This window comes from Rhodococcus sp. MEB032, assembly GCF_030208925.1.
GTDB classification, from domain to species: domain Bacteria; phylum Actinomycetota; class Actinomycetes; order Mycobacteriales; family Mycobacteriaceae; genus Rhodococcus_F; species Rhodococcus_F qingshengii.
On record NZ_JARVSY010000007.1, the window covers coordinates 1 to 25599 of the forward strand.

General features: G+C 60.3%; 33 protein-coding genes. 23 read left to right on the top strand and 10 right to left on the bottom strand.

Annotation, left to right across the window (positions count from 1 at the left end; genetic code table 11):
- On the top strand, positions 1–2684 hold a 2684-nt coding region (locus QRN54_RS06795; RefSeq protein ID WP_285181779.1), incomplete at its 5' end, for a non-ribosomal peptide synthetase.
- Between the two features lie 372 nt (positions 2685–3056).
- Complete coding sequence (locus tag QRN54_RS06800; RefSeq protein WP_285181780.1) at positions 3057–3932, top strand: glycosyltransferase family 2 protein; 876 nt, start codon at positions 3057–3059, stop codon at positions 3930–3932.
- Between the two features lie 69 nt (positions 3933–4001).
- On the opposite strand, the gene QRN54_RS06805 is transcribed toward QRN54_RS06800, so the two are convergent.
- The 10 genes from QRN54_RS06805 to QRN54_RS06850 all read right to left on the bottom strand — a co-directional run bounded on the left by QRN54_RS06805 (position 4002) and on the right by QRN54_RS06850 (position 14637).
- A complete protein-coding gene (locus tag QRN54_RS06805; RefSeq protein WP_081558773.1) occupies positions 4002–4922 on the bottom strand; it encodes an esterase/lipase family protein in 921 nt (306 codons plus the stop codon).
- A 71-nt stretch (positions 4923–4993) separates the two neighbouring features.
- Positions 4994–6043, bottom strand: coding sequence for an alpha/beta hydrolase (locus QRN54_RS06810; RefSeq protein WP_003940678.1), 1050 nt, complete (start codon positions 6041–6043; stop codon positions 4994–4996).
- Between the two features lie 155 nt (positions 6044–6198).
- On the bottom strand, positions 6199–7059 hold the full coding sequence (locus tag QRN54_RS06815) for an ABC transporter permease (protein WP_003940805.1): 861 nt from the start codon (positions 7057–7059) through the stop codon (positions 6199–6201).
- Complete coding sequence (locus QRN54_RS06820; protein ID WP_003940946.1) at positions 7056–7919, bottom strand: ABC transporter permease; 864 nt, start codon at positions 7917–7919, stop codon at positions 7056–7058. Before QRN54_RS06820 ends, QRN54_RS06815 begins: the two co-directional genes overlap by 4 nt.
- Positions 7916–8887, bottom strand: a complete 972-nt coding sequence (locus tag QRN54_RS06825; RefSeq protein ID WP_037129211.1) for an ATP-binding cassette domain-containing protein — start codon at positions 8885–8887, stop codon at positions 7916–7918. Before QRN54_RS06825 ends, QRN54_RS06820 begins: the two co-directional genes overlap by 4 nt.
- Before the next feature lie 702 nt (positions 8888–9589).
- On the bottom strand, positions 9590–10555 hold the full coding sequence (locus tag QRN54_RS06830) for a diiron oxygenase (protein ID WP_285181781.1): 966 nt from the start codon (positions 10553–10555) through the stop codon (positions 9590–9592).
- Between the two features lie 6 nt (positions 10556–10561).
- Positions 10562–11461 (bottom strand): prephenate dehydrogenase dimerization domain-containing protein, encoded by a 900-nt coding sequence (locus QRN54_RS06835; RefSeq protein ID WP_285181782.1) that lies wholly within the window; start codon positions 11459–11461, stop codon positions 10562–10564.
- A gap of 8 nt (positions 11462–11469) precedes the next feature.
- Positions 11470–13554 (bottom strand): aminodeoxychorismate synthase component I, encoded by a 2085-nt coding sequence (gene pabB / locus QRN54_RS06840; protein WP_007728560.1) that lies wholly within the window; start codon positions 13552–13554, stop codon positions 11470–11472.
- Positions 13551–14075 (bottom strand): chorismate mutase family protein, encoded by a 525-nt coding sequence (locus tag QRN54_RS06845; protein ID WP_019747551.1) that lies wholly within the window; start codon positions 14073–14075, stop codon positions 13551–13553. The genes pabB and QRN54_RS06845 overlap by 4 nt, the downstream gene beginning before the upstream one ends.
- Before the next feature lie 85 nt (positions 14076–14160).
- On the bottom strand, positions 14161–14637 hold the full coding sequence (locus QRN54_RS06850; RefSeq protein ID WP_003940943.1) for a hotdog fold domain-containing protein: 477 nt from the start codon (positions 14635–14637) through the stop codon (positions 14161–14163).
- A gap of 552 nt (positions 14638–15189) precedes the next feature.
- Between QRN54_RS06850 and rpsJ the strand changes: the two genes are divergently transcribed.
- The 21 genes from rpsJ to rplO all read left to right on the top strand — a co-directional run bounded on the left by rpsJ (position 15190) and on the right by rplO (position 25385).
- Complete coding sequence (gene rpsJ, locus QRN54_RS06855; RefSeq protein WP_003938093.1) at positions 15190–15495, top strand: 30S ribosomal protein S10; 306 nt, start codon at positions 15190–15192, stop codon at positions 15493–15495.
- 17 nt (positions 15496–15512) lie between these two features.
- A complete protein-coding gene (gene rplC / locus QRN54_RS06860; RefSeq protein ID WP_003940826.1) occupies positions 15513–16169 on the top strand; it encodes a 50S ribosomal protein L3 in 657 nt (218 codons plus the stop codon).
- Positions 16166–16840 (top strand): 50S ribosomal protein L4, encoded by a 675-nt coding sequence (gene rplD, locus QRN54_RS06865; RefSeq protein ID WP_003940723.1) that lies wholly within the window; start codon positions 16166–16168, stop codon positions 16838–16840. The genes rplC and rplD overlap by 4 nt, the downstream gene beginning before the upstream one ends.
- A complete protein-coding gene (gene rplW, locus QRN54_RS06870; protein ID WP_003940990.1) occupies positions 16837–17142 on the top strand; it encodes a 50S ribosomal protein L23 in 306 nt (101 codons plus the stop codon). Before rplD ends, rplW begins: the two co-directional genes overlap by 4 nt.
- Positions 17143–17181: 39 nt before the next feature.
- Positions 17182–18018, top strand: coding sequence for a 50S ribosomal protein L2 (rplB, locus tag QRN54_RS06875; RefSeq protein ID WP_003940895.1), 837 nt, complete (start codon positions 17182–17184; stop codon positions 18016–18018).
- Between the two features lie 13 nt (positions 18019–18031).
- Positions 18032–18313, top strand: coding sequence for a 30S ribosomal protein S19 (gene rpsS, locus QRN54_RS06880; RefSeq protein WP_003940820.1), 282 nt, complete (start codon positions 18032–18034; stop codon positions 18311–18313).
- Positions 18310–18714: a 50S ribosomal protein L22 gene (gene rplV / locus QRN54_RS06885; RefSeq protein WP_003940717.1), complete on the top strand. Its 405-nt coding sequence runs from the start codon at positions 18310–18312 to the stop codon at positions 18712–18714. Before rpsS ends, rplV begins: the two co-directional genes overlap by 4 nt.
- Positions 18714–19520: a 30S ribosomal protein S3 gene (rpsC, locus tag QRN54_RS06890; RefSeq protein ID WP_003941003.1), complete on the top strand. Its 807-nt coding sequence runs from the start codon at positions 18714–18716 to the stop codon at positions 19518–19520. The genes rplV and rpsC overlap by 1 nt, the downstream gene beginning before the upstream one ends.
- Before the next feature lie 3 nt (positions 19521–19523).
- Positions 19524–19940 carry a 50S ribosomal protein L16 gene (rplP, locus tag QRN54_RS06895; RefSeq protein ID WP_003940899.1) on the top strand — a complete coding sequence of 139 codons (417 nt, stop codon included), beginning with the start codon at positions 19524–19526 and terminating at the stop codon, positions 19938–19940.
- On the top strand, positions 19940–20176 hold the full coding sequence (rpmC, locus tag QRN54_RS06900; RefSeq protein WP_003940734.1) for a 50S ribosomal protein L29: 237 nt from the start codon (positions 19940–19942) through the stop codon (positions 20174–20176). Before rplP ends, rpmC begins: the two co-directional genes overlap by 1 nt.
- On the top strand, positions 20173–20454 hold the full coding sequence (gene rpsQ / locus QRN54_RS06905) for a 30S ribosomal protein S17 (protein WP_003941020.1): 282 nt from the start codon (positions 20173–20175) through the stop codon (positions 20452–20454). The genes rpmC and rpsQ overlap by 4 nt, the downstream gene beginning before the upstream one ends.
- Positions 20455–20800: 346 nt before the next feature.
- The gene (gene rplN / locus QRN54_RS06910) at positions 20801–21169 is read left to right on the top strand and encodes a 50S ribosomal protein L14 (RefSeq protein ID WP_003940951.1); all 369 of its coding nucleotides are present in this window, start codon (positions 20801–20803) and stop codon (positions 21167–21169) included.
- Positions 21169–21486: a 50S ribosomal protein L24 gene (gene rplX / locus QRN54_RS06915; RefSeq protein WP_003941019.1), complete on the top strand. Its 318-nt coding sequence runs from the start codon at positions 21169–21171 to the stop codon at positions 21484–21486. Before rplN ends, rplX begins: the two co-directional genes overlap by 1 nt.
- A 1-nt stretch (position 21487) precedes the next feature.
- Entirely contained in the window at positions 21488–22054 is a 567-nt protein-coding gene (rplE, locus tag QRN54_RS06920) for a 50S ribosomal protein L5 (protein ID WP_003940924.1), read from the top strand.
- A gap of 4 nt (positions 22055–22058) precedes the next feature.
- Positions 22059–22244 carry a type Z 30S ribosomal protein S14 gene (locus tag QRN54_RS06925; RefSeq protein WP_003940698.1) on the top strand — a complete coding sequence of 62 codons (186 nt, stop codon included), beginning with the start codon at positions 22059–22061 and terminating at the stop codon, positions 22242–22244.
- Positions 22245–22695: 451 nt separating this feature from the next.
- On the top strand, positions 22696–23094 hold the full coding sequence (gene rpsH / locus QRN54_RS06930; RefSeq protein WP_003940873.1) for a 30S ribosomal protein S8: 399 nt from the start codon (positions 22696–22698) through the stop codon (positions 23092–23094).
- 14 nt (positions 23095–23108) lie between these two features.
- A complete protein-coding gene (gene rplF, locus QRN54_RS06935; RefSeq protein ID WP_003940970.1) occupies positions 23109–23648 on the top strand; it encodes a 50S ribosomal protein L6 in 540 nt (179 codons plus the stop codon).
- 1 nt (position 23649) lies between these two features.
- Positions 23650–24057 (top strand): 50S ribosomal protein L18, encoded by a 408-nt coding sequence (gene rplR, locus QRN54_RS06940; RefSeq protein ID WP_003940996.1) that lies wholly within the window; start codon positions 23650–23652, stop codon positions 24055–24057.
- A gap of 31 nt (positions 24058–24088) precedes the next feature.
- Positions 24089–24760, top strand: a complete 672-nt coding sequence (gene rpsE, locus QRN54_RS06945; protein ID WP_003940718.1) for a 30S ribosomal protein S5 — start codon at positions 24089–24091, stop codon at positions 24758–24760.
- A complete protein-coding gene (gene rpmD / locus QRN54_RS06950; RefSeq protein ID WP_003940751.1) occupies positions 24760–24939 on the top strand; it encodes a 50S ribosomal protein L30 in 180 nt (59 codons plus the stop codon). The genes rpsE and rpmD overlap by 1 nt, the downstream gene beginning before the upstream one ends.
- A 2-nt stretch (positions 24940–24941) precedes the next feature.
- Positions 24942–25385: a 50S ribosomal protein L15 gene (gene rplO, locus QRN54_RS06955; RefSeq protein WP_003940829.1), complete on the top strand. Its 444-nt coding sequence runs from the start codon at positions 24942–24944 to the stop codon at positions 25383–25385.
- Positions 25386–25599: the final 214 nt, after the last annotated feature.

Here is a 25599-nt window from a genome sequence, read left to right on the forward strand (position 1 = left end):
AGCGGATCATCGGTGCGGTCGTTGCTGATCAGTCGATTGTCTTGGGTGACATAGATATCCTGGATGTCGACGAACGCAGGATGTTGACGAACGTCGACGGCGCGACCGAAATGCCTCAAAGTCGGCTGGTTGATATACTTACTGCCGCTTGCGAGGTCGATCCCACTGCGATTGCAGTCCGAGCTGGTAGTCGATCGGTTACTTACGGGGAACTCGATGAGATGTCATCCAGACTTGCCAGGGTTCTCATCGGACGTGGATTTGGTCCCGAATCGATCGTGCCGCTGGTTTTTTCTAGGTCGTATGAGATGGTGCTCGCGGTATGGGCGGTTGCAAAGTCGGGGGCGGCCTACCTACCGATCGATCCCAAACATCCGTCAGATCGAATTGAGCACATGCTCTCGGATTCGGGTGCATCCTTTGGGCTGACAACCTCCGCTATCTCGGAAACATTGCCGGAAATTGCTCAATGGCTGATGATCGATGATGCACTGACAATAGAGATGTGCTCGGCTGAGGAAGCGTCGCCCATCCGCGAAACTGATCGAGTCTCAGTTCTGCGCCCCGAACATCCGGCCTACCTGATCTACACGTCGGGTTCTACGGGCAAACCCAAGGGCGTAGCCGTAACTCATTCGGGGCTTCTCGGATTGCTGAATATCGCGAGCGAGTTGTACTCCGTTTCTAGTGAGTCTCGTATTCTCCACAATTGCGCGCCGAGCTTCGATCCTTCGGTTCTCGAATGGATGTTGGCGTTCAACGTGGGTGCGACGCTGGTCGTCGTTCCTCCATCTGTGCTGGGTGGTTCTGAGTTGGCAGATCTGATCCGTTCCGAACGTGTCAGCCACGCGATCATCACTCCCGCGGTGCTTGGAACGATGGATCCCGATACCTTGCCTGATCTAGAGGTGGTTTCGGTCGGCGGCGACGTTACGTCTCCGGATCTCTTGGCCAGGTGGGCGCCGGGAAGGTCGTACTTCAATGCGTATGGACCAACAGAGACGACGATCATCTCGACGTATGCCTCATTGATTGCGGAAAGCCCAGTGACAATCGGCTCGCCGATCTCAGGCGTCACGGCGCTAGTGCTGGACGCGCAGCTGAATCCAGTTCCCGTTGGAACTCGCGGTGAGTTGTATTTGTCGGGTGACGTTCTAGCCCGTGGCTACCACGAACGGCGGGGGTTGACTGCTGATCGGTTTGTGGCAAACCCGTATGCGAACGGGGGTGCGCGAATGTATCGCACCGGCGATCTAGTGCGTTGGACCGCTGGAGACGCGATGACGACAGACCTTCAGCTCGAGTACGTCGGCCGAAGCGATTTTCAGGTCAAAGTCCGTGGGTTCCGAATCGAACTCGGCGAAATCGATGCGGCACTGGCGGAATACCCTGGCGTCGAGCAGAGTGTGACAATCGGCACGGAATTGACCTCGGGCGCAACCGCGTTGGTGTCGTACATCGTGCCGACTGATGGTGGCGTAGTCGAAACCTCGGATGTAACGAGTTTCTTGTCGAAGAAACTGCCGTCGTACATGGTGCCGTCATCAGTTATCGTAATGGATGCCTTGCCGCTGAATACCAGTGGAAAGTTGGATCGTAAGTTGTTGCCGACCCCGGTATTCGAGACACGGGCGTTCCGTGCACCCGTCACGGACATGGAACGTCTCGTAGCCGAGGTATTCGGCGAACTCCTCGGGGTCGACGGAGTCGGGTTGGACGATGACTTCTTCGAGCTCGGCGGTAACTCACTGATCGCGATGCGCGCGGTATCCAGGCTTGGTAATGCGATATCGACGGACGTTCCGGTGCGCGTTCTGTTCACCAACTCGGGAGTCGGCACATTGGCAGACAGCCTCGGAGTTGGAATGCGTGTCGGCTTTGAAACTGACCGAGATAACGCGATTCAGGTGATGATGCCAATTCGTGTGACAGGAACTGAGCGCCCACTATTCTGTATCCACCCTTTGATGGGGCTAGCGTGGCCCTATGCGCCGCTGTCTGCTCACGTCGATAGAAATGTTCCGATATATGGATTGCAGACTCCGGCCTTGACGGAGGAGGGATTCGACGCACAGACGTTGTCCGATTACGTGTACCGCTATGCAGACGAGATCATGAAAGTGCAGACGGAGGGTCCATACCGAATTCTCGGGTGGTCGCTTGGCTGTGTTCTCGCGCAGGGTGTTGCGGCGCGGATCGAGGAACTGGGCGGAAAGGTCAGCGCGCTGATACTCCTCGACGGTGCGGTCGCCAAGGTAGATGAAGCAGAATTCGTGGACGGTTTGCGTTCCGAGATCGGAAATATCGGTATCGCCCTCCACACAGACGAGAAACTTGAGGAGTTCTCACTAGAGCGTGCTAGGGCATTGATGTCGCTGGTGGAGGGCGAGAAGGTCGGCTTGACGGCTGAACGAATTCAGCGCCTCTTCGTCAGTATTGCCCGGATGCATCGGTTGATGAACGAGTACACCCCGCCGATCTTCGACGGTGAGATTGTGTTCGTCAGCTCAAGCGATGAAGGCTCGGCAGTGATCCGCGCAGATATTTGGCGTCAGTTTGTCCGAGGCGCTGTTAGTGAGACGCCAGTCGATATTGCACACGTCGATATGATGTCGCCCGAAGGGCTGATGGTCGTGGGTCCGATAGTTAACGGGGCATTGGGACGGGAATTGATGAACCCCTAGCCCAGATCCTGTCTATTTGTGGGTAACGGGATACGAGGACGAAAGTTTCTTCACCGAATCCGACCACTTCGCGGGAATCAGAACCAGGCTAATCCTGTCGTCGGGCCATCTGCCGAACCGTCGAAACCGGTGTCCTCATTGCAGAGGCGCTGGATTTCGTCGGCAGGTGGTGGACTTCATTTGCCCGGCGGGTGTGAGGCGGGTATCGCCGGCCGCCTCCCGGCGCCCGCGTCGGGCCAATCAGAATCGGCGCTGAAGTTCGTGCCGACCGTGCTGTGGGTGTGGGGATAGCCGGCGTCCTGAATTGGTCAGGCAATACAGTGGATTCGCGGCGTCAGCGTGAGGACGGTTCCGATGAGGTATTGTGTCCGCATGCCCGCGCTGACACTTTCCGTCGTGATTCCCGTCTACAATGAGGAAAAATATCTAAAGCGCTGTATCGATGCCCTGTTGGATCAAGGTGAGTCTGTAAATGAGATTGTCATTGTTGACAATAATTCGAGTGATGAATCGCTTTCGATTCTGAAAAAGTATGCTGAGAAATTCGAAAAAATAAAAGTAATTTCCGAGAGCGCTCCTGGTGTGGTTCATGCAAGGAACGCTGGTTTCAAGACATCTACCGGGTCGATGATCGGCCGAATTGATGCGGACACAGTCGTATCCGCGGGCTGGGCAAAAACTATAATCGAGTTCTTTGAATCGCATGAGGGCGTATCGGCTGCGACCGGACTATCGTATCTCTACGAAACTCCGATTTCGAACTATCGCACACGATCCATCGATCGTCAGATTGAACGAGGTAAGATCAAGGACGGCAGGTCACTTCCGATGTTGCAGGGGAACAATATGGCAATTCGTCGGGAGGTTTGGGACTCGGTGAGCAAACTTCTCGATCCTTCCGACGAACTGCATGAAGATATTGATCTCACTATGTGTTTGATTCACGAGAAGCTAGAGATCGTGCAGTTGCTGGGAATGCGAGCGGAAATATCGGGTCGTCGCAGTTGGACGTCACCGCTGGAATATGCCAGTTATGTCAGCGCATCGCGTCGAACATATGCTCGACATGGCATAAAGAACCCCGTCCTGACGACCCTTTTCGGAATTAACGTATTGATGCATACGGTCTTGTGGCCGCTTCATTTGGCGTACGATCCTGCCACGGAGCGCATTTCCATCCGGAATATTTTCAAAACCCGAAGTAAGCTGGGTCTGCCGTTCTCCGCGGATACTAGACCTGCGTCATAATATCAGTCGCCGCACGTCAGCTTTCAGGCTGCTCTTTCAAAGTTAAAGAGCCCTCAACGAGATGGGAGCCTACCCGCACGGGAGAGGCGAGAAACTCGGATCGAGCGCGGACTTCACTAGGTTGAGGGAATCCGTAGCAAGAACCAATTGAGCATGCGAAACGGTACTTCCGGGGCAGCCGTCTTGAACCCAGACATTGTGAACCTCGGAATCGGGTCCCGCAGTGAGGAACGTCGCTTCGGGAGGAGTCGAGATCTGGTCCTGAGTCGTGGCGATCACCGTGTACTCGACGCCTGGTTGTGTTTCAGATCCAGCGTTGAGCGCAGCCAGGAAGGGGGTCCCACCGAGTTGCTGAACTCCGGCGGGGCCCCAGATCGTCTGAACCAGCAGGTCACCGGGCACTCCCATTGCGGAAAGCATTTGAGCATTAGCCTGAAGGCCGCCGAAAGTTGTGCCGTGATTAGTAGCGCCGAGGCTAACGAGGGAGTGCACCGCATTCTGGGACGGATTTGAAGGCGTGGCACCTCCCTCGAACTTCAGATATTGGCGAGCGACTACTCCGCCCTGGGAATGACCGACGATGTCGACCTGCTGTGCGCCGGTGTGGGATCGAACAGATTCGACGAAGGTCGCAAGCTCTTTTGCGGACCGACCGATATCGGTGATGCCCCAATGCACGGCGGCGGGATTAAGGATTTCTTGCGCGCCACCGTAGTTGAGGGCGAATACGCAGTAGCCTAGGTCAGACAGTTGCGGAGCGAGTGTGCCCCACGTGTCGACCATACTTACGCCCGTACCGTGGACGAGCACGACTGGGCGAGGGTGGTCGGCAGTCGGCGTGCAGTTCCAGTCGTTAGCGCCTTCAGGTGATGCCCCCATAGCCGAAAACCCAGGGGACGGTTCTCGCGGTCCCGCAGATGCAGCTCCCGAGGTTCCTAACAGCAACACGCATGCCGATAGCGTCGCCAACATGATCTGACTGGACCGCATGAATATCTTCCTCGCGCAATGCATAAGGTGATTCCCTCGCCGGGACTTGCCGACGAGGGAATCGGATGGGATCAGAAACCGAGTGACTGAGCAATAAACGGCCAGGACTTGTGCAGGTCGTCTTGCCAGTATCCCCACGAGTGGGTGCCGGTCGGCCGGAAGTCGACCACGGCGGGAATATTCAGCTCGTAGAGCCGCTTTGCCATGTTCGAGGTGCACAGATTCGTTGCCAGCTCGATCGGACTTCCGACGACGATTTGATCGAACATTGCAGCGCGGCCGTCCTGAATACGTGGATTCGCTGGTGTGTCGTTGGGGAAGCCTGGCAGCCCGCTCCCGGTGCTCATGTAAATCTGAGTCCCCCGAAGCTTCTCTGCGTTGACCAGTGGGTCATGTTCTCGCCAGCCGTCGCTGTCGAACGGACCCCACATGTTCTGGATGTCATCAACCCCGCCGATCCACTCAGTGGTAGTCCTGACGAACTGCTGTCCGAGGGGATCGCTGGTTTGCGCACAGCCGCTGTACGCCGCAACCGACTTGTAGAAACCTGGGTACTCGATGGCCAAATTGAGAACTGAGGTACCTGACATCGAGATCGCTGCCAAAGATTGGTCCCCGTTGCTGCCGAGTTGTTTGTTGAGCAGCGGTGGGAGTTCCTTGCCAAGGAAGGTACTCCACATGTTCTTGCCGAGTTTGGGGTCTTCTTTCTCCCAATCGGTGTAGTACGACAACCGGCCGCCAACAGGCGTTACAACATTGACATTCTTGTCCTGGAAGAAGTCGACGACGTCAGTTTGGTACTCCCACGTTGCCGAGTCTTCGCCGCCGCCCGCGCCGTTGAGGAGATACAAGATAGGGCGTGGCACGGAGTTGTCCGCAGGCGTGATGACCTGAATTGGAACTGTGCGATCCATAGACGCTGCGTATACGTTGACGATCTGCTGGCGTCCGTTGATTCTTTCGACCGATTCGATGTACGAACCGTCCGCGCTTGATTCAGACGAGTCGCCATCCTGCTGGTGAGCAGGAGTCCCTGCACTCGCAATTCCGACTGGAATCAGCGCGCAGGCCATTGTGAGGGCGGCAACTTCAGTCACACGCCGCCACACGGATTGATTCATTCGCGTCAAGTTACTTCCCTCTCGTTGCATGGTCGCATTCGGCGCAATTGCGGCCAGCGTTTAACGTGGTTCTCAGACAGCTAAGTCGGTTACTCATACGCCATCGTTACGATCGGCAGCTTCGCGAAACGTGGTCGCCGATGATTTCAAGGTCTTCACGCGGTTTCTGCTGCTCGTCGGAATCCTCTAATCGCCGGGAGAATGAACACTGCCACCATCCCCAGTGACCAGATCAGTGTCTTGATCATAGGCTCGGCCACCGGTCCTCCTAACGACAAACCCTTCATCGCGTCGATTGCCACCGACATGGGTTGTTCAGCGACGATGGGCTGTAGCCACTTCGGATAGGCGATGACGGGTACGAAGCCCGAATTGAAGAACATCAACAGAGTGCATGAAATTGAAACAATCTCGACAAGTGGCAGATTCGCGGAGACAGTTGCCAGCGCAGTCACCATCATCGCGAAACCGACACCGAACACAATCGGCAAAGCCAGGAGCGCCACAGCCGCAAGCGGGCCTTGATTGAACCTGAAGCCGAGCGCATATCCGACGGCGAGGATGACGATTGATGTGACGAGGACACGGACAGCTTCAGCAATCATGCGTCCGACAAGACCTGATGCGCGGTGTGCGGGTAGCGTCCAGAACCGGCTGAGCAGTCCGGATGCCTGTTCGCCTTTGAGTCCCACGGCGCTTGCGATCGATCCGAACATCGCGCCGACGAGAATGATCAGCGGCACGGTTCCGAAGATGCTTGCTTGCCCGGTGGCTGCGGAAATCGAATTGCCCAACACCACCCGGAACATCAAAAGCATGAACGCTGGATACACGAGGGCCTGAATGGTTGTCGAAGGGTCGCGCATCCAGGTGATCAGCAGTCGTTTGGCCTGAATCAAACTGTGCACGACAAGCGCATTGAGCGAATTCTCGGGCAACGCTTTGTCTGGGTATGGGAAGTTGAACCCCTCCGCAGGGCGGACAACTGCCATGAAACGATCAGTCGGCTCACTCATGATCGCCTCAAACTTGCCCAGAAGGCGAGTGGTGCAAATACAGCAATCAACCCGATCGTCCACGCCACCACCGGGAACAGCACGTTCCAAGTTACGCCGCCTTGCGCGAGATCGCGCATGGCGAATGAGAACTGGGATACTGGTTGATTTCGAACGAATGGGCGGATCCACTCGGGAAAGCCAGTTTCGGGCGCAAAACCGCACGACAGCATGCCGAGGATAAGTTGCGGCAACGTGAGCGCCTGGCTTGTCGCTTGAGGGCTCTTCGACAACGAGCCGATTGCGTCGCCGGCGAAGGATAGACATGTACTGAAGGCAAGGGCAATCGCGCAGAACAGAGCAGCCTGAGCGAATCCGGCCGAGAATCGGAAACCAATTAAATGGCCAAAGGTCAAAGCTGCGGCAAGGGCAACTGTGGATCGCACAAACCCGCTGGATTGGCGGGACAGTAAAGGAACCGGCCCGACGACGGGCATGGTCTTCATTCGGTTGCTGAAACCTGTGATTGATTCAGTCGAAGCCATTTGGGCAGCGGAGATCGACGTGAAAGCCATGGCTTGCAGCACGATGATGGGCATCAGAAACTGGGCGTAGTTGATGCCCTGAAGCTGCATGACGAACTTCAGCGGGAGGTAGAAGCCGATCGTGAAAATCAGCGGCGCGATGACCGCGATCAACAATTCGTAGCGCTTGACCATCGATTTGATGGTTCGGGCCGTCAGGACCCACCACTGATTGATCGCTGACGGGTGAGGACGGCGATGCTTGCCGACGCTCAAGGCTTCGGGAACCGCAATCTTACTGAGGGATCCGCCTCGAACCGTGACCTGATCGACCCCGAACTTGGTTGTCGTTGTCACTGTGTCTCACTTACGTGTTGCTCACCTGTGAGTGAGAGGAAGACATCGTCGAGTGACGGGCGGCGAAGTGCGATGTCAGCTAGCGGTATTCGCGCGTGGTCCAAACGGCGTAATGCTTCTGAGAGCGTTCCGGCTCCAACAGGGGCAGGTATGGCGATTCGGCCACTCTCCTGCGCCAGGTCGAATCTGAAGTCACGCGGGACGAGATTTCCGAGTGCGTGGACCGCGTGAGCCAATTGCTGAAGATCCGAAGGGACGATCTCACAGAAGCTTGCACCGGTTCGAGCCTTCAGTTCATCGGCCGTTCCCTCGGCGATGACCGCGCCTTTGTCGATGACGATGATGTTGTCGCTGAGTAGATCCGCTTCCTCGAGGTACTGAGTTGTCAGGAGCACCGTGATGCCCTGTTCCTTCAGTGATTGGACCAACGACCAGACGCTCTGTCGACTTCGCGGATCCAGACCAGTTGTCGGTTCGTCGAGGAAGACAACCTCGGGTCGAACGACGAGACCGCACGCGATGTCGATTCGTCGCCGCATACCACCCGAATAGTTTCGTACGACGCGCGATCCGGCCTCGACGAGATCGAACTGCGAGAGAAGGTCGGCAGCCCGGACCTTCGCCGACATCCTGTCGAGTCCCATCAAGCGACCGAACAGTTCGATGTTCTCGCGCCCTGTCAGCGAATCGTCGAGAGCCGCAAATTGGCCCGTCATCATGATGGAGCGTCGAACCTCAGGTGCGTTTCGCACTACGTCGTAGCCTGCAACGGTCGCGCGCCCACTGGTTGGGCGGATGAGCGTGGAAAGCACCTTCACCGTGGTGGTTTTGCCTGCGCCGTTCGGGCCCAGGATTCCGAGCACTGTGCCGCGTGGGGCGACGAAGTTGATCCCCCGCAGCGCGTGCACGTTCTTGAAAGACTTATGTACGTCCTCCACTAGTACTGCTGCGTCCGTGGAAAAGGGCATCAACACTCCGCTGTCTGCATGGTCGGAACGGGCACGCGCTCCCGACGGGCGCACAGATGCCTTCTGTCTCATATCTGCGTTCTCCGGTCAGATGTTACCGGAGGGGTTGGCCGGAACTTCGGTCGTCGAGCTCAGTCGTCTGTGGGAAACGGGTCTGCCAGCGACTCTGCAGGCGTCGCTCACCCTGAAATTTACCTTGTGTCAAAAGTCACATGCGCTTGATCCGGCTGATTTCTAACATCTTCGATCACGTTGCCAGGCGATAGGGTTGGTATTGGCGCAGGTAGTTCTTCTCGATTGCGAATAGGGTGGTCTTGCCCGGTTCGCGGGTTAATCCGCTCCATGTCCGTTTTTTCCAGCGGGCGCTAGGGCAGTCGCGGTTGGCAATCCGTTCTTTTATCGACAGATGGCGAACTCGACACTTTCGGCCGTAGGTCGTGAACATGACGAGTGCGAGTACATTGCGATTTGCGTTGACGCATTGTTGGCGCGGTGGCTACGTCGACGATATTATAGTCGTGGGCATTAATTGTCCGATGACACAGCAGAGTCAATCAAGAATATGTTCGGCGGGGTCGAAGATTTACACGTAGCGGCATTATCGGTCGAATCGACGCGGAGATAATCGTGAGGCTCGGGCGGGCTGAGGGTGTGCACGAACTCTTTCGTCGTCACGAAGATTTCTTCGGAATACTGCATGACCTAGGTTGTGAAATTCCAAGTGAGCCCCGATCGAGGTGCAATCTTTCCGTACAGGGCTTGAATCCCACTGTAGTCCTGTAGGAATAGTGAATTTTCTTTCGCAGATTCGACATCGTCGAGCATCTTCTGTCCGCCGGTTACGGCTTCGATCTCCATGATTGCTCGCCACGCGCCGAAGTCGGTCCCGCTGAACGCACGCATCGCGTCCTCGAAACTTTCGAGTAGATAGCTGCGATCTCCTCCACCCAGGGAATCCCAGACCAGCACGGCCAATTCCCCGGCAATCGAGGCATGGCAGTACTCGTCGCGAGCGTGCAGCCGGATTGTCGCGCGGTTGATCGACTGCACGCCCGGGTCGTCCGAGATCAGGTCGAGGTATGCGGTGATCGACACCTCGGCGACGGTCATGAAGGCCAACTGTGTCAGGGCAATCTTGCGAGGCCCATCGGCTGCGCCGAGGGCTTGCGCCCGCGTGTGGACCGTCAGGACGTCTGGCAGTGCCTTGGCCGGAAGCCCCCAGCCCCTGCCTCGACGGGTCGCTGAACTGGCATTGAAGTGCATGAGCGTGTGATATTGCTCGTCGACCATCGCCTGATTGACCGCCACTGCAGCCCAATCTCCGAGACCGACGCCAAGTCGGTCTTCGGCGAGAACGTCGAAGCCGGGATTGACGACGTACTTCTCGATGTCCATGACGTTCTTGTTGAACGCGATCCATGCCCAGGCTTGCAGGCGTTGCTTCTGCTCGGGTCTCAATGCCAGGTAGGTCGGATGCTCCGCGAACGGGAGAAGTGCTTCGGGGTAGTCGGACAGCGACGAATCGAAGAGATCGTCCAGTTCCGGCTCCGCCTTCTTCACGGTTGCCCGGCGCGCCCAATTGCTCGCAAGGCGGCGGACGATTGCACTCTCGACCGGATCGGAGGCGTCGTACTCCGGGAGGCTGGGCGGACTCACTCCAGGTCTCATCGTGCCCTACTCTCTGTGCCCTTCGGCGATCTCTCTGTGCCCTTCGGCAATGCGATCGAACAAGCTCTGGCACTCCGCGTTCAATTCGCCTGAGCGATTGTCGAGCGCCGCGTCGGCGGTTTTCATCAGCGTCGTGAAGTCGCCGAGGGTCTCGGCCGCCCTGTCCACCTGTGCGGTGGCATCGAACAGTGCTTTTCGTGTCGCACCTGCGTACGGATTGCCCGCTTGTACGTCCCAGTACACCTCCGGTTCGCCGCCGGCTACACGCGCCAGGAGCGCGAGCAAGGCCCGATGCGGGGGAGGGGCGACCGCGAGGAGTTCGTCCGCGGAAACTCCGAGTTCGGCCAGGGCAACGCCGAAAGCCAGCACCGACGCGTGTGTCAGAACCTGGGTAGCTGCGGCCAACCGGTCGTGACGATCGGCGTCCATCACCGCGACCGACGCTCCCCACGAGCGCACGACGTCGAGGAATCTGTCGGACTGCGGACCGCCGACGTACGGCACTGCGATGACGGTCCGACCGCGTGGCCCGAGCGACGGACGGAACATGGGGTTGAGTCCGAGGAACTCCCCTTCTCGGCCGGCGTCGGCGATTGCTGCGTCCATCCGCGATTTGACCGACAGCGTGTCCACAACGAGAGCGCCGGATGTCCGAAGGCTCGGTAGTGCGGCTAGAGCGACCTGTTCGGGAACCGCGAGCACTATGATGCGCGAGGACTCCACGTGCGCGAGGGCTTGCTCACTGGGTTTCGTGATGTCTCCGACGACTACATCTCCGTCGGGATCGCTGCCTGCTGGGTCGACGACGGTGACGGTCGACCCCCCGGCGCGAAGCAGTTCGACGAACATGGATCCGACGGCACCCAGCCCGCCGACAACCGTCGCTGTGCCTGATGACGCCGTCATGGCTGGATCTACCCGCCGTACTCGAGGACCCGTGAGGACACCGCGTCGAGCGCACGGAGCAGCGTGGACGCCTTGACCGTGGTCTCGTCGAATTCTTCTTCCGGATCGGACAACGCTGTGATGGCACCGCCGATTCCGAAGGTCACGCCGCTCTCGGTGCAGACCAGCGACCGGATCACGATCGAGAGGTCCGCGGCGCCACCGAGCGCGAAGTACCCGATCGATCCCGAGTAGACCCCACGTGGGCCTGATTCGAGGCGGTCGATGATCTCCATCGTCCGTACCTTCGGGGCGCCGGTCATCGATCCACCGGGGAACGCGGCACGCACACAGTCCACCGCCGACGACCCCGGACTCAGGTGTCCGCGCACCGTCGACACCATTTGGTGAACGGACGAGTACGACTCGATCGCGAACAGCCTCGGAACGTGGACACTTCCCGGAACGCAGACCTTGGTGAGGTCGTTGCGGGTGAGGTCCACGATCATCAGGTTCTCGGCGCGGTCCTTCTCGCTGTCGAGCAGGTCCTGCCGTAGGGCAGCATCACGCGCTCGGGTGACGCCGCGCGGGCGGGTCCCTTTGATCGGCTTGGACTCGACGTTGCCGGCCGAGTCGACACGAAGGAACCGCTCAGGCGAGGCCGAGACCACCGAGATACCGGTGAAGTCGAGAAGTGCGCTGTACGGCGTCGGATTGATCGAGCGCAGATACTCGAACGCCTGCTGTGCATCGATCGTCTCGTCGACGCTCGCCATGTTGGTCAGACACACCTCGTAGGACTCACCTGCCCGGATCTCCGAGAGGGCCGTTCCGATCAACGACAGGTACTGATCGCGATCATGCCGAAGGCGAGCCTGCGTCCAGACGGTGTCGCTGATCAGCGGAACGGGGGTGCGTTCCGGAAGGTCCGCGCCGATCCGCGCCAGGGTGTCGACGGTCGATTCGAGCCAATCGTCATAGCCGGCGTCCCGGACTTTCTCGCGCAACCTCAAAACGTGAGTGCGGCCCGCGGTGTGATCGATGACGACGGCGCGATCGGCAAACACCAGAGCGGCATCAGGAGTGGGTGCCGGATGGACTGCCCTTCCTCCGGTCTGTGCTTTCAGTTCGTAGCCGAGGTAGCCCACGTAGCCGAGGTTGAAGTCGAGTTCCGGATGCGAGGGCACGAAGCGTGTCGAGAGTTGTGCGTCCAAGTAATCGAAGAAAGGAACTCGAATGTGCTCGTCGGACAAGCCTTTTCGGCTGACAGTCAGTACCTCGGCTTGCACGTCGTACGTGATGAACTCGGCCAGCGGCCCCGACGAATCGCCGAGAATCGAAAAGCGCGCACTCGGCTCTGCGGTTGCCGCGCGGTCCAGCCAGAACGCGTTCGGGCCGTCGGCGAACAGTGCTGCATAGGCCGCCGACGGGTCCACTGCAAAATCGAGAGTCACGTCGTCGACGTCGTAGTTGATCGCCGGCCGCAGGTCGGGTGTTTGCGGAACAGGTTCGGGTCGGATCACCGAATCCAGAGTGCGTCCGACGGACAGATCGCGGAAGTTCGCGAGCAAATCTATGCCGAACTCGGTGCTGATGGACTCCGGATGGAACTGAACTCCCCACATCGGCTTGGTCCGGTGCCGGACACCCATGAGCAGACCGTCGGACGTCCACGCGGTACGAACGAAGGCGTTCGGCAGATTCTCGACGGTCAACGAGTGGTAGCGAACAGCTCGGAACGGCGACGGAAGTCCGGCAAAGATGCCCGAACCGTCGTGATCGATCAGCGAAATTCGGCCGTGCATCGGGACGGGCGCAACCACCACGTCCGCGCCGAACAACTCGCACAGGCCCTGGTGGCCGAGACAGACACCGAGAAGTGGGAGAGGCGCTTCTTCGATGAAACGGCGGCTGATTCCGAAATCACGGTCGCGATCCGGCCGGCCGGGACCTGGGGAGATGACCACGTTGTCGTACGACGCGAGATCGAGGGAATCCCAATCCGCGTCGTTGCGGACCACGGTCGGCACAACCCCGTTGACCTCGGTCAACAGGGTGAACAGGTTGTAGGTGAACGAGTCGTAATTGTCCACCAGAAGGGTGCGGGAACTCATGTCGATGATCCTGATCTCGGTCCGACGGATTCCCGAACAGTGTCCTCCTCCTCAACAGGTGCGTTGATCACCAGGTCTTCGAGTCGACAGGTCTCGGCAATCATCAGCTCGTACAGGGCGTTGAAGAAGTCGGGGGAGAGGTCGTGTCTACGGGCGAATTCACGCGCCCGCTCCTGCACGAGGCGGACACGGCCGGGTTGCATCATCGGAACCTCGCGGGAGCGCTTCCACTCGCCGATGCGCAGGCAGAGTTCCAGCCGCTGCCGCACCGTCTCGAGAAGTAGAGCGTCGATGGCGTCGAGGTCGCGCCGGAAGCTGTCCAATCCCTCGGCCTCGTCCGGATACGACGAGGTCTGCGTGCCTGCTTCGGAACTCGTTGTGGTCAAGAACTCTTCCACGAGGCCTCCCGGTGCTCGGCGTGACGCGAGGTCGACAATGTGGTGCCCGGAACGCAACCCACCTCCGGACACCGGCACCCCGACCGACCATCGCCGTTCGGGGAGGTGTTCCACGATCGTCATTCGCCGAAACCTGCGGTGGTGCCTAATTCTGCGAAACCTGATTGGCGGGCGAATCAGGTTGCGATGCAGGCGGGTTCGTGAGTGCCTACTTGGGGGAGACCCAGGTGGTGATTTCGGCGTGGACTACTTCCTTGCCGCCCCGGTCGAAGATCGAGATGGGAACGAGAAGTTCCGTGCCACTCTCGATCGCCGCGAAGTCCGGCAAAGTCTCGAGTCGGGCGACCGCCCGCAGGCCGGTCTCGGCCTTGGCGAGGTAGTCGACCTTCATCGACTTGGGGATCCAGCGGTGCGAGTTCGGAACCGTCGCTTCGCTCAGCATGCCCATCGCGACCTCCGCGAGGTTGCAGGCAGCGATCGCGTGGAAAGTGCCGAGATGATTGTGGACGCCCCACCATTTGGGGGAGCGGACCTCGCAGAGCCCTGGTTCCAACTTGGTCACCCGGGGGAGAACAGAGGCGAAATAGGGCACGCGAATGGACATCGCCGCCGAGAAAACTGCATGTCCGAGGGCGTTGTCCGGCAATTTCTGCCATCCGCGATAGGTAGGGCTGGAGGTAGTCATAGGCGTATCTTACTTCTGAGTAAGGTTGTTGTCGCGCAGCTCACTCGGAAAAGGCAGTTTGGGGGAGTTGAGGATTTGGGCCAGGTACGGCATACTGGTCGGGTTGCCTTGTCCGGGACGCGGTCGATTGCGGCCGTGATCGGGTAAGGGTAAGACGTCACAGACGATCGATCGCAGATCCCGTCAGGGTAATCGGGTCAACGACTGTGACCATGCAAGACGAGAAGTAATGCAGGACGGAAGCAGTACCTACTTTGTGTTCGACATCGAACACGTCCGGTACGCATCACGCGCCAGATAATCGAAAGATTGTCCGGCGCAGGATGAGTGAGAAGGCGACACGCCCGACCGCGTGTACCGGAGAACAATGACAAACGAACAGCGGCAGCAGATCCTGATCTCGATCCGAATCTCGGTACTCCCGAGAACTTGGACTTGGTCCCGATCGCTTCAGTGTTCGTCGTGTCATCGTCCAGGCAAGGACTGTGCAGACGAGGTAGCTCGAGCCTGACCAGGCGGGCTACGAAACGCGGCAAGAAAAGGACACTAAGCGTGGCGGGACAAAAGATCCGCATCAGGCTCAAGGCCTACGACCACGAGGCGATCGACGCGTCAGCGCGCAAGATCGTCGAGACGGTAACCCGTACGGGTGCCCGCGTCGTTGGACCTGTGCCGTTGCCGACCGAGAAGAACGTATATTGCGTCATCCGCTCGCCGCACAAGTACAAGGACTCGCGCGAGCACTTCGAGATGCGTACTCACAAGCGGCTGATCGACATTCTCGACCCGACGCCGAAGACGGTTGACGCGCTCATGCGCATCGACCTTCCGGCCAGTGTCGACGTGAACATTCAGTGACGGCGGAGACAAAAACAATGACTGATACCAAGATCAAGGGAATCCTGGGCACCAAGCTCGGCATGACCCAGGTCTTCGACGAGAACAACCGGGTTGTCCCGGTCACCGTCGTGAAGGCTGGGCCGAACGTCGTAACCCAGATCCGTACCGAAGAGCGTGACGGCTACAGCGCCGTTCAGCTCGCGTTCGGCGCCATCGACCCGCGCAAGGTGAACAAGCCGACTTCCGGCCAGTTCACCAAGGCTGGTGTGACCCCGCGTCGCCACGTAGTGGAGCTCCGCGTTGCGGACACCTCCGACTACGAGGTCGGCCAGGAGCTCACCGCCGAGGTCTTCGAGGACGGCGCATACGTCGACGTCACCGGAACCAGCAAGGGCAAGGGCTTCGCCGGAACCATGAAGCGTCACGGCTTCAAGGGACAGGGCGCGTCGCACGGTACCCAGGCTGTTCACCGCCGCCCGGGCTCCATCGGTGGCTGTGCAACTCCCGGCCGCGTGTTCAAGGGCATGCGCATGTCCGGACGCATGGGTAGCGACCGCATCACGACGCAGAACCTCTCGGTCCACAAGGTGGATGCAGAGAACGGCCTGCTGCTGATCAAGGGTGCGATCCCCGGCCGCAAGGGCGGCCTCGTGATCGTCAAGAGTGCAGTGAAGGGTGGTGCACGGGCATGACCAGCACCGAGACCAAGTTGACCCTGGACGTCAAGGTCGCCGGCGGCAAGACCAACGGCACCGTCGATCTCCCCGCTGAGATCTTCGACGCTCCGGCCAACATCGCGCTTCTCCATCAGGTTGTCGTCGCGCAGCTCGCAGCTGCTCGTCAGGGAACCCACTCCACCAAGACCCGCGGCGACGTCCGCGGCGGTGGCAAGAAGCCGTACCGCCAGAAGGGCACCGGCCGCGCACGCCAGGGCTCGACTCGCGCACCGCAGTTCGTCGGCGGCGGAACCGTTCACGGCCCGCAGCCGCGTGACTACAGCCAGCGCACCCCCAAGAAGATGAAGGCAGCCGCTCTTCGCGGAGCCCTCTCTGACCGCGCACGCAACGAGCGCATCCACGTCATCACCGAACTGGTTGCAGGGCAGACGCCTTCGACCAAGGGCGCAATCGCGTTCCTCGGCGAGATTTCGGATCGCAAGAAGCTGCTGCTCGTCGTGGGTCGCCAGGATGTAGCCGCTTGGAAGAGCGTGCAGAACCTGGAAGGCGTGCATCCCATTGCACCCGACCAGCTCAACACCTACGACGTGCTCAATGCAGACGATGTCGTGTTCAGCGTCGAGGCACTCAACGCGTTCATCCACGGGCCCGCAGAGAGCGCTCAGAACAAGGAGGACGCCAAGTGAGCACCATCGCTGACCCCCGCGACATCCTGCTCGCTCCGGTCATCTCCGAGAAGTCCTACGGACTGATCGAGGAAGGCACCTACACCTTCCTGGTGCACCCGGACTCGAACAAGACGCAGATCAAGATTGCCGTCGAGAAGGTCTTCGGCGTCAAGGTGACCAGCGTCAACACCGCCAACCGTCAGGGCAAGCGTAAGCGGACCCGATTCGGTTACGGCAAGCGCAAGGACACCAAGCGCGCGCTCGTGACCCTGTCCGCTGACAGCAAGCCCATCGAGATCTTCGGAGGACCGGTCGCGTAAGCGCCGGGACTTGACGAGACATAGAGGACGAGAAGACTCATGGCAATCCGTAAGTACAAGCCGACAACACCGGGCCGTCGTGGCTCGAGCGTCTCGGACTTCGCCGAGATCACTCGGTCGACCCCCGAGAAGTCGCTGGTTCGCCCGCTGCACGGTCGCGGTGGACGTAACGCACACGGTCGTATCACCACCCGTCACAAGGGTGGCGGACACAAGCGTGCATACCGACTGATCGATTTCCGTCGCAACGACAAGGACGGCATCCCGGCAAAGGTCGCTCACATCGAGTACGACCCCAACCGCACAGCAAACATCGCACTCCTGCATTACGCAGACGGTGAGAAGCGCTACATCATCGCCCCCAAGGGCCTGGTGCAGGGTTCACCGGTCGAGTCCGGTGCAGGCGCCGACATCAAGCCGGGCAACAACCTGCCGCTGCGCAACATCCCGACTGGTACCACCATCCACGGTGTGGAACTGCGTCCCGGCGGCGGAGCCAAGATGGCTCGTTCCGCAGGCGCCAGTATCCAGCTCCTCGGTAAGGAAGGCAGCTACGCCACGCTGCGTATGCCTTCCGGTGAAATCCGTCGCGTCGACGTGCGCTGCCGCGCATCCGTCGGCGAGGTCGGCAACGCCGAGCAGTCGAACATCAACTGGGGCAAGGCCGGCCGTATGCGTTGGAAGGGCAAGCGCCCGACCGTTCGTGGTGTCGTGATGAACCCGGTCGACCACCCGCACGGTGGCGGCGAGGGCAAGACCTCAGGTGGACGCCACCCGGTCAGCCCGTGGGGTAAGCCTGAAGGCCGTACCCGCAAGAACAAGGCAAGCGACAAGATGATCGTCCGTCGCCGCCGCACCGGCAAGAACAAGCGCTAGGAGGGAGTGAAGGATGCCACGCAGCCTTAAGAAGGGCCCGTTCGTCGATGACCACCTCCTCGCGAAGGTGGATGTACAGAACGAAAAGGGAACCAAGCAGGTCATCAAGACCTGGTCCCGTCGTTCGACAATCATCCCGGACTTCATCGGCCACACGTTTGCAGTTCACGACGGCCGCAAGCACGTCCCCGTGTTCGTTTCCGACTCCATGGTCGGACACAAGCTCGGAGAGTTTGCACCGACCCGCACGTTCAAGGGTCACATCAAGGATGATCGGAAGGCGAAGAGGCGATGAGCAACACCGAAACCGCCAACCCGACTGCCAAGGCTGTAGCGAAGCACGTTCGCGTTACGCCGATGAAGGCACGTCGAGTTGTGGACCTGGTCCGCGGGCGCTCGGTTGAAGACGCCCTGAACATCCTGAAGTTCGCGCCGCAGGCAGCGAGCGAGCCGGTCGCCAAGGTGATCGCCTCCGCAGCAGCCAACGCCGAGAACAACCTCGACCTCGACCCCAGCACGCTTGTCGTTGCTACGGCGTTCGTGGACGAGGGCGCGACCCTCAAGCGGTTCCAGCCGCGTGCACAGGGACGTGCGTTCCGTATTCGCAAGCGCACCAGTCACATCACCGTGATCGTGGAGAGCCTGCCGAAGACCGGAACATCGACCCGTAATCGCCGGAAGGGAAGTGCTCAGTAGTGGGCCAGAAAATCAACCCGCACGGCTTCCGTCTCGGCATCACCACCGACTGGAAGTCTCGCTGGTACGCAGACAAGCAGTACGCGGAGTACGTCAAGGAAGACGTCGCGATCCGTAAGCTCCTCGCCACCGGCATGGAGCGCGCAGGAATCGCGAAGGTCGAAATCGAGCGCACCCGTGACCGTGTTCGCGTGGACATCCACACTGCACGTCCGGGCATCGTCATCGGCCGCCGCGGCGCCGAAGCCGATCGCATCCGCTCCGAGCTCGAGAAGCTGACCGGCAAGCAGGTTCAGCTGAACATCCTCGAGGTCAAGAACGCAGAAGCTGAAGCACAGCTCGTCGCACAGGGTGTGGCCGAGCAGCTCTCGAACCGCGTTGCCTTCCGTCGTGCAATGCGCAAGGCCATCCAGTCGGCCATGCGTCAGCCCAACGTCAAGGGAATCCGCGTTCAGTGCTCCGGTCGTCTCGGCGGCGCCGAGATGTCCCGGTCGGAGTTCTACCGCGAAGGCCGTGTGCCGCTGCACACGCTTCGTGCGGACATCGACTACGGCCTCTACGAGGCCAAGACCACCTTCGGTCGCATCGGCGTCAAGGTCTGGATCTACAAGGGCGACATCGTCGGTGGCAAGCGTGAGCTCGCCGCCAACACGGCCGCACCGGCCGGGGATCGCCCGCGTCGTGAGCGTCCGAGCCGTCCGCGTCGTTCCGGTGCCACCGGTACCACTGCGACCAGCACCGAGGCCGGCCGCGCAGCGACCGCAACCGCCGATGCTCCCGCAACTGAACAGAATCAGGAGGGCTGACGCATGTTGATCCCACGGCGGGTCAAGCACCGCAAGCAGCACCACCCGAGCCGTTCGGGTGCCGCCAAGGGCGGTACCCAGGTGACCTTCGGTGACTACGGCATCCAGGCTCTCGAGCCTGCCTACATCACCAACCGGCAGATCGAGTCCGCTCGTATCGCCATGACTCGGCACATCAAGCGTGGCGGCAAGATCTGGATCAACATCTTCCCGGATCGCCCCCTCACGAAGAAGCCGGCCGAAACCCGAATGGGTTCCGGTAAGGGTTCGCCCGAGTGGTGGATTGCCAACGTCAAGCCCGGACGCGTTCTGTTCGAGATGACATACCCCAACGAGGAGATTGCTCGTGAGGCCCTGCGCCGCGCGATGCACAAGCTCCCGTGCAAGTGCCGGATCGTGACCAGAGAGGAGCAGTTCTGATGGCTACTGGAACCCCAGCAGCAGAGCTCCGCGAGCTCAGTGAAGACGAGCTGGTCACCCGGCTCCGTGAGTCGAAGGAAGAGCTTTTCAACCTTCGTTTCCAGATGGCTACCGGCCAGATGGACAACAACCGACGACTGCGCACCGTTCGTCACGAGATCGCGCGCATCTACACCGTCCTGCGTGAGCGTGAGCTCGGACTCGCTGTGGGTCCGGATGCAGGTGACGCGGCATGAGTGAGGAAAAAGCAGTGAGCACAGAAGAGCGCGCGAGCCGTAAGGTCCGTGTCGGATACGTCGTGTCCGACAAGATGGAAAAGACGATCGTGGTCGAGCTCGAAGACCGCGTCAAGCACAAGCTCTACGGCAAGATCATCCGCCGTACGACCAAGGTGAAGGCGCACGACGAGAACGGCGTTGCCGGCGTCGGCGACCGCGTTCAGCTGATGGAAACCCGTCCGCTGTCCGCGACGAAGCACTGGCGTCTGGTCGAGGTCCTCGAAAAGGCCAAGTAAGCCTGATCGAATCCTCGAGCTGATCGAGTATCACCGAATGGCCCGCTTCCCCTTGGGGGAGTGGGCCATTCGGCTTTCCGGGGGCTTTCGGGGCTTTCCGGGCGAAGGGTTCGAGTTGCGTCGAGTACGGCTGATTTGGTATTCGGTGAACCCTTCCCTACAATAGAACGGTTGCCTGTGGCAGAGGTGTGTCTTCACGTGCGCAGCTCGAACGGTGCTTGCAGTGATCGTCTCCCGACGTCAGTCGGTGGGACTGCAGCTCAGACACGACGCAGGTGGCAACAATGACCGCGCGCACCGGGTCGGTAATCCGTTGCGCACGAAATTCCAGGTCTAGGGAGATCAAGTGATTCAGCAGGAGTCGCGAGTTCGCGTCGCTGATAACACGGGTGCCAAGGAAATCCTTTGCATCCGCGTTCTCGGCGGTTCGTCACGTCGCTACGCCGGGATCGGTGACGTCATCGTCGCCACCGTCAAGGACGCAATCCCCGGTGGAAACATCAAGAAGGGTGAGGTCGTCAAGGCCGTCATCGTTCGCACGACCAAGGAGCGCCGTCGTCCGGACGGTTCCTACATCAAGTTCGACGAGAACGCTGCAGTGCTCATCAAGGCTGACAGTGATCCCCGTGGAACCCGCATCTTCGGACCCGTCGGCCGTGAGCTGCGCGAGAAGAAGTTCATGAAGATCGTTTCGCTTGCCCCGGAGGTGCTGTGATGAAGGTGCACAAGGGTGACACCGTTCTGGTCATCGCCGGCAAGGACAAGGGCGCGAAGGGCAAGGTCATTCAGGCCTACCCCGCGACCGACAAGGTCCTCGTCGAAGGCGTGAACCGAATCAAGAAGCACACCGCGGTTTCCGCGAACGAGCGCGGAGCATCCTCCGGCGGCATCGTCACGCAGGAAGCCCCGATCCACGTTTCCAACGTTGCAGTCGTCGACTCGGACGGAAACCCCACCCGCGTGGGCTACCGCACCGACGAAGAGTCCGGCAAGCGCGTTCGGATTTCCCGGAAGAACGGGAAGGACATCTGACATGACCTCCACCGAAAACAAGGTCCAGCCGCGCCTCAAGGCACGCTACCGCGCTGAGATCAAGGACGCGCTCAACAGCGAGTTCGACTACTCGAACGTCATGCAGATCCCCGGCGTCGTCAAGGTTGTCGTCAACATGGGCGTCGGCGACGCTGCCCGTGACGCCAAGCTGATCAACGGCGCTGTCCATGACCTGTCGCTGATCACGGGCCAGAAGCCCGAGATCCGCAAGGCACGTAAGTCCATCGCGCAGTTCAAGCTCCGCGAAGGTATGCCCATCGGTGCACGCGTCACCCTCCGTGGTGACCGCATGTGGGAGTTCCTGGACCGCCTCGTGTCTGTCGCTCTGCCCCGTATCCGCGACTTCCGCGGTCTCTCGGGCAACCAGTTCGACGGCAACGGCAACTACACGTTCGGCCTCAACGAGCAGTCGATGTTCCACGAGATCGACGTGGACAAGATCGATCGCCCCCGCGGCATGGACATCACCGTCGTGACCACCGCAACCAACAACGAAGAAGGCCGTGCACTGCTCAAGCACCTCGGCTTCCCGTTCAAGGAGAACTGAGCGCATGGCTAAGAAGGCATTGGTCAACAAGGCCAACAAGAAGCCCAAGTTCGCGGTTCGCGCCTACACCCGCTGCCAGCGGTGCGGTCGCCCGCACTCGGTGTTCCGCAAGTTCGGCTTGTGCCGTATCTGCGTTCGCGAGATGGCTCACGCCGGCGAGCTTCCCGGAGTTCGCAAGAGCTCTTGGTGATCTGAGGCCCTCGGGCTTCGTCACACCACGCATGTGAATGGGCGTGGGTTCCTTTGGAACCCACGCCCATTCGTGGTTTTCATCGAGATGTGAATCGTGCCGATCCTGAAAAGAACTGCCCCGCTGCGACTCTGGTTGAAAGCGATCATCGTTCGTCGGTGTCGTTCTTCGGTGCCGAACGAGCAGTTCAGATTTCGGGGTGCGTCGATAGCTTCCCGATCGCATCCTTCGGGCGGCAGTGGGGGAGGCGACATGGGATCCCGGTGGACACCTGCGCCAAAGTTCCCTACACTAGAGCGGTTGCCGTGGCTGACGCATGCGTTCAGCTCGGTGCGGTAACTTACGCCGTCTGACACAAGTCGGACGGCCCAGCCGAATTGCTGGAGGCCCACGATCGGATTCGTCCGGTGTTGCATGGGAACCACAGCGAGAAAGGTGTCGAGGTCGACCTATGACCATGACTGACCCCATCGCAGACTTCTTGACGCGTCTGCGCAACGCCAACACGGCGTACCACGATGAGGTGAAGCTTCCCCACTCGAAGATCAAGGCGAACATCGCCGAGATCCTCAAGCGCGAGGGCTACATCTCCGATTTCCGTACCGAAGACGCAGAGGTCGGCAAGACCCTCATCGTCGATCTGAAGTACGGTCCCAGCCGCGAGCGTAGCCTCGCCGGCGTGCGTCGCGTTTCCAAGCCCGGTCTCCGGGTTTACGCGAAGTCCACCAACCTGCCCAAGGTCCTCGGAGGCCTCGGCGTGGCCATCATCTCCACGTCGTCCGGTCTGCTCACCGATCGCCAGGCGGCCAATCAAGGAGTAGGCGGGGAAGTCCTCGCCTACGTCTGGTAAGGGAGGCCACCACAATGTCGCGTATTGGAAAGATTCCGGTCACCGTCCCCGCGGGCGTTGACGTCACGATCAGCGGCCAGGATGTCACCGTCAAGGGTCCCAAGGGCACCCTCGCGCTGACCATCTCCGAGCCCATCGCAATCGAAAAGGCAGAGGACGGCTCGCTGAGCGTCACGCGCCCCGACGACGAGCGTCGTAGCCGCGCGCTGCACGGTCTGTCGCGGACCCTGGTTGCGAACATCATCACCGGTGTCACCGAGGGTTACACGAAGAAGATGGAGATCCACGGTGTTGGTTACCGTGTGGCACTGAAGGGCAAGGACCTCGAGTTCGCGCTCGGCTTCAGCCACCCGGTGCCGATCGAGGCTCCTGAAGGCATCACCTTCGTCGTCGAGTCGCCCACCCGGTTCTCGGTGTCCGGCATCGACAAGCAGAAGGTCGGGCAGATCTCGGCCAACATCCGTCGTCTCCGTCGTCCGGACCCGTACAAGGGTAAGGGCGTGCGTTACGAGGGTGAGCAGATCCGCCGCAAGGTCGGAAAGACGGGTAAGTGATATGAGCCAGACTGCAAACCAGAAAGCCAAGCGGATTCCGCTGGGCAAGGATGCGTCCACCAAGCGTCGTCTCTCGAAGACGCGTCGTCACTTCCGTCTCCGCAAGAAGGTCTCCGGCACGCCCGAGCGTCCCCGCTTGGTCGTCAACCGGTCCTCGCGCCACATCCACGTCCAGCTCGTGGACGACCTGGCCGGCCACACCCTGGCCTCCGCGTCGACCATCGAAGCAGACGTGCGCGTGGCAGAAGGCGACAAGAAGGCTGCGAGCGCGAAGGTCGGTCAGCTGATCGCCGAGCGCGCCAAGGCTGCCGGCGTGGAAGCAGTTGTCTTCGACCACGGCGGACACGGCTACCACGGTCGCATCGCGGCCCTGGCAGACGCGGCTCGCGAAGGCGGGTTGAAGTTCTGATGACCAACATTTTCAACGGAAGGACAGCCTGATGCCGGGACGTCAAAGGCGTGACGGCGGAAGCGGACCCGCCGGACAGAATGGCCCCAACAGCGGTGACAACAGCAACGCTCGTGGGGACAACCGTGGTGGCGGCCGTGACCGTCGCGACGGTGGCCGTGGCGGAAACGCTGCGGAGAAGTCACAGTTCATCGAGCGCGTTGTCACGATCAACCGCGTTTCCAAGGTCGTCAAGGGTGGTCGTCGCTTCAGCTTCACCGCTCTGGTGATCGTCGGAGACGGCAACGGACTGGTCGGCGTCGGCTACGGAAAGGCCAAGGAAGTTCCCGCGGCCATCCAGAAGGGTGTCGAGGAGGCTCGCAAGAGCTTCTTCCGCGTCCCGATGATCGCCAACACCATCACTCACCCCGTTCAGGGTGAGGCTGCTGCCGGCATCGTCATGCTTCGCCCGGCAAGCCCCGGTACCGGTGTTATCGCCGGTGGCGCTGTGCGCGCCGTGCTGGAGTGCGCTGGTATCGCGGACATCCTGTCGAAGTCGCTCGGTAGCGACAACGCCATCAACGTCGTGCATGCGACCGTTGCTGCGCTCAAGGGTCTGCAGCGTCCCGAGGAAGTTGCGGCTCGCCGCGGCCTCACCCTCGAAGAGGTTGCACCCGCCGGCATGCTTCGCGCTCGCGCACAGGCTGCTGGGAGTGTGAAGTAATGGCAGATCTCAAGGTCACTCAGATCAAGAGCATCATCGGGACCAAGCAGAACCAGAAGGATTCTCTGCGCACGCTGGGTCTCAAGGGCATCCGTCAGACCGTTGTTCGTGAGGACAACGCACAGAACCGCGGTCTGATCAACGTGGTGCGCCACCTCGTAACAGTTGAGGAGGTCTAACCATGACCATCAAACTGCACCACCTGCGCCCCGCTCCGGGATCCAAGTCCAACAAGATTCGTGTTGGACGCGGTGAGGGCGGCAAGCGTGGTAAGACCGCAGGTCGCGGTACCAAGGGCACCAAGGCACGTAACACCGTGCGCGTGGGCTTCGAGGGTGGACAGATGCCGCTTCACATGCGTCTGCCCAAGCTCAAGGGCTTCACGAACCCGTTCCGCGTCGAGTACCAGGTCGTCAATGTCGGCGACATCGCCCGTCTGTTCCCCGAAGGTGGAGCAATCACGGTCGAGGATCTCGTCGCCAAGGGCGCAGTCCGCAAGAACCAGCTCGTCAAGGTTCTGGGCGACGGCGAACTGACAGTTGCCGTTCAGGTGACCGTCGACAAGTTCACCGGTTCCGCCAAGGAAAAGATTGCTGCTGCCGGTGGTTCCGCCACCGAGCTGTGAGTGATCACGCGTAGCTAGTCCGATGGCCGCAGCGCAGCGTTTGCTGCGGTGCGGCCATCGGCGTCTACGAGGTCGTGTCACAGGTACGAGGTCGTGTCACAGATTGGTCGTGCATGCTCGGACGGGCCAGTATTCTGGTCACCGAGTGGCAAATGTATCTTCGGCTTACCCGGTTTTCGTGGTCTGCCCGCCTAGTTCCCAAATGCTCACTGTT

Excerpts from the sequence above, each read along its gene's own strand:
- QRN54_RS06810 (WP_003940678.1), bottom strand. The coding sequence starts at position 6,043 with ATGAATCAATCCGTGTGGCGGCGTGTGACTGAAGTTGCCGCCCTCACA.
- rplO (WP_003940829.1), top strand. The coding sequence starts at position 24,942 with ATGACCATCAAACTGCACCACCTGCGCCCCGCTCCGGGATCCAAGTCC.
- rpsS (WP_003940820.1), top strand. The coding sequence starts at position 18,032 with ATGCCACGCAGCCTTAAGAAGGGCCCGTTCGTCGATGACCACCTCCTC.
- rplC (WP_003940826.1), top strand. The coding sequence starts at position 15,513 with ATGACTGATACCAAGATCAAGGGAATCCTGGGCACCAAGCTCGGCATG.
- QRN54_RS06850 (WP_003940943.1), bottom strand. The coding sequence starts at position 14,637 with ATGACTACCTCCAGCCCTACCTATCGCGGATGGCAGAAATTGCCGGAC.
- rplV (WP_003940717.1), top strand. The coding sequence starts at position 18,310 with ATGAGCAACACCGAAACCGCCAACCCGACTGCCAAGGCTGTAGCGAAG.
- QRN54_RS06800 (WP_285181780.1), top strand. The coding sequence starts at position 3,057 with ATGCCCGCGCTGACACTTTCCGTCGTGATTCCCGTCTACAATGAGGAA.
- rpsE (WP_003940718.1), top strand. The coding sequence starts at position 24,089 with ATGCCGGGACGTCAAAGGCGTGACGGCGGAAGCGGACCCGCCGGACAG.
- rpmD (WP_003940751.1), top strand. The coding sequence starts at position 24,760 with ATGGCAGATCTCAAGGTCACTCAGATCAAGAGCATCATCGGGACCAAG.
- rplB (WP_003940895.1), top strand. The coding sequence starts at position 17,182 with ATGGCAATCCGTAAGTACAAGCCGACAACACCGGGCCGTCGTGGCTCG.
- rplR (WP_003940996.1), top strand. The coding sequence starts at position 23,650 with ATGAGCCAGACTGCAAACCAGAAAGCCAAGCGGATTCCGCTGGGCAAG.
- rpsH (WP_003940873.1), top strand. The coding sequence starts at position 22,696 with ATGACCATGACTGACCCCATCGCAGACTTCTTGACGCGTCTGCGCAAC.
- QRN54_RS06805 (WP_081558773.1), bottom strand. The coding sequence starts at position 4,922 with ATGCGGTCCAGTCAGATCATGTTGGCGACGCTATCGGCATGCGTGTTG.
- rpmC (WP_003940734.1), top strand. The coding sequence starts at position 19,940 with ATGGCTACTGGAACCCCAGCAGCAGAGCTCCGCGAGCTCAGTGAAGAC.
- QRN54_RS06845 (WP_019747551.1), bottom strand. The coding sequence starts at position 14,075 with ATGACGATCGTGGAACACCTCCCCGAACGGCGATGGTCGGTCGGGGTG.
- rpsQ (WP_003941020.1), top strand. The coding sequence starts at position 20,173 with ATGAGTGAGGAAAAAGCAGTGAGCACAGAAGAGCGCGCGAGCCGTAAG.
- rplP (WP_003940899.1), top strand. The coding sequence starts at position 19,524 with ATGTTGATCCCACGGCGGGTCAAGCACCGCAAGCAGCACCACCCGAGC.
- QRN54_RS06835 (WP_285181782.1), bottom strand. The coding sequence starts at position 11,461 with ATGACGGCGTCATCAGGCACAGCGACGGTTGTCGGCGGGCTGGGTGCC.
- rplX (WP_003941019.1), top strand. The coding sequence starts at position 21,169 with ATGAAGGTGCACAAGGGTGACACCGTTCTGGTCATCGCCGGCAAGGAC.
- QRN54_RS06815 (WP_003940805.1), bottom strand. The coding sequence starts at position 7,059 with ATGAGTGAGCCGACTGATCGTTTCATGGCAGTTGTCCGCCCTGCGGAG.
- pabB (WP_007728560.1), bottom strand. The coding sequence starts at position 13,554 with ATGAGTTCCCGCACCCTTCTGGTGGACAATTACGACTCGTTCACCTAC.
- QRN54_RS06830 (WP_285181781.1), bottom strand. The coding sequence starts at position 10,555 with ATGAGACCTGGAGTGAGTCCGCCCAGCCTCCCGGAGTACGACGCCTCC.
- rplE (WP_003940924.1), top strand. The coding sequence starts at position 21,488 with ATGACCTCCACCGAAAACAAGGTCCAGCCGCGCCTCAAGGCACGCTAC.
- rplF (WP_003940970.1), top strand. The coding sequence starts at position 23,109 with ATGTCGCGTATTGGAAAGATTCCGGTCACCGTCCCCGCGGGCGTTGAC.
- QRN54_RS06825 (WP_037129211.1), bottom strand. The coding sequence starts at position 8,887 with ATGCCCTTTTCCACGGACGCAGCAGTACTAGTGGAGGACGTACATAAG.
- QRN54_RS06925 (WP_003940698.1), top strand. The coding sequence starts at position 22,059 with ATGGCTAAGAAGGCATTGGTCAACAAGGCCAACAAGAAGCCCAAGTTC.
- rplD (WP_003940723.1), top strand. The coding sequence starts at position 16,166 with ATGACCAGCACCGAGACCAAGTTGACCCTGGACGTCAAGGTCGCCGGC.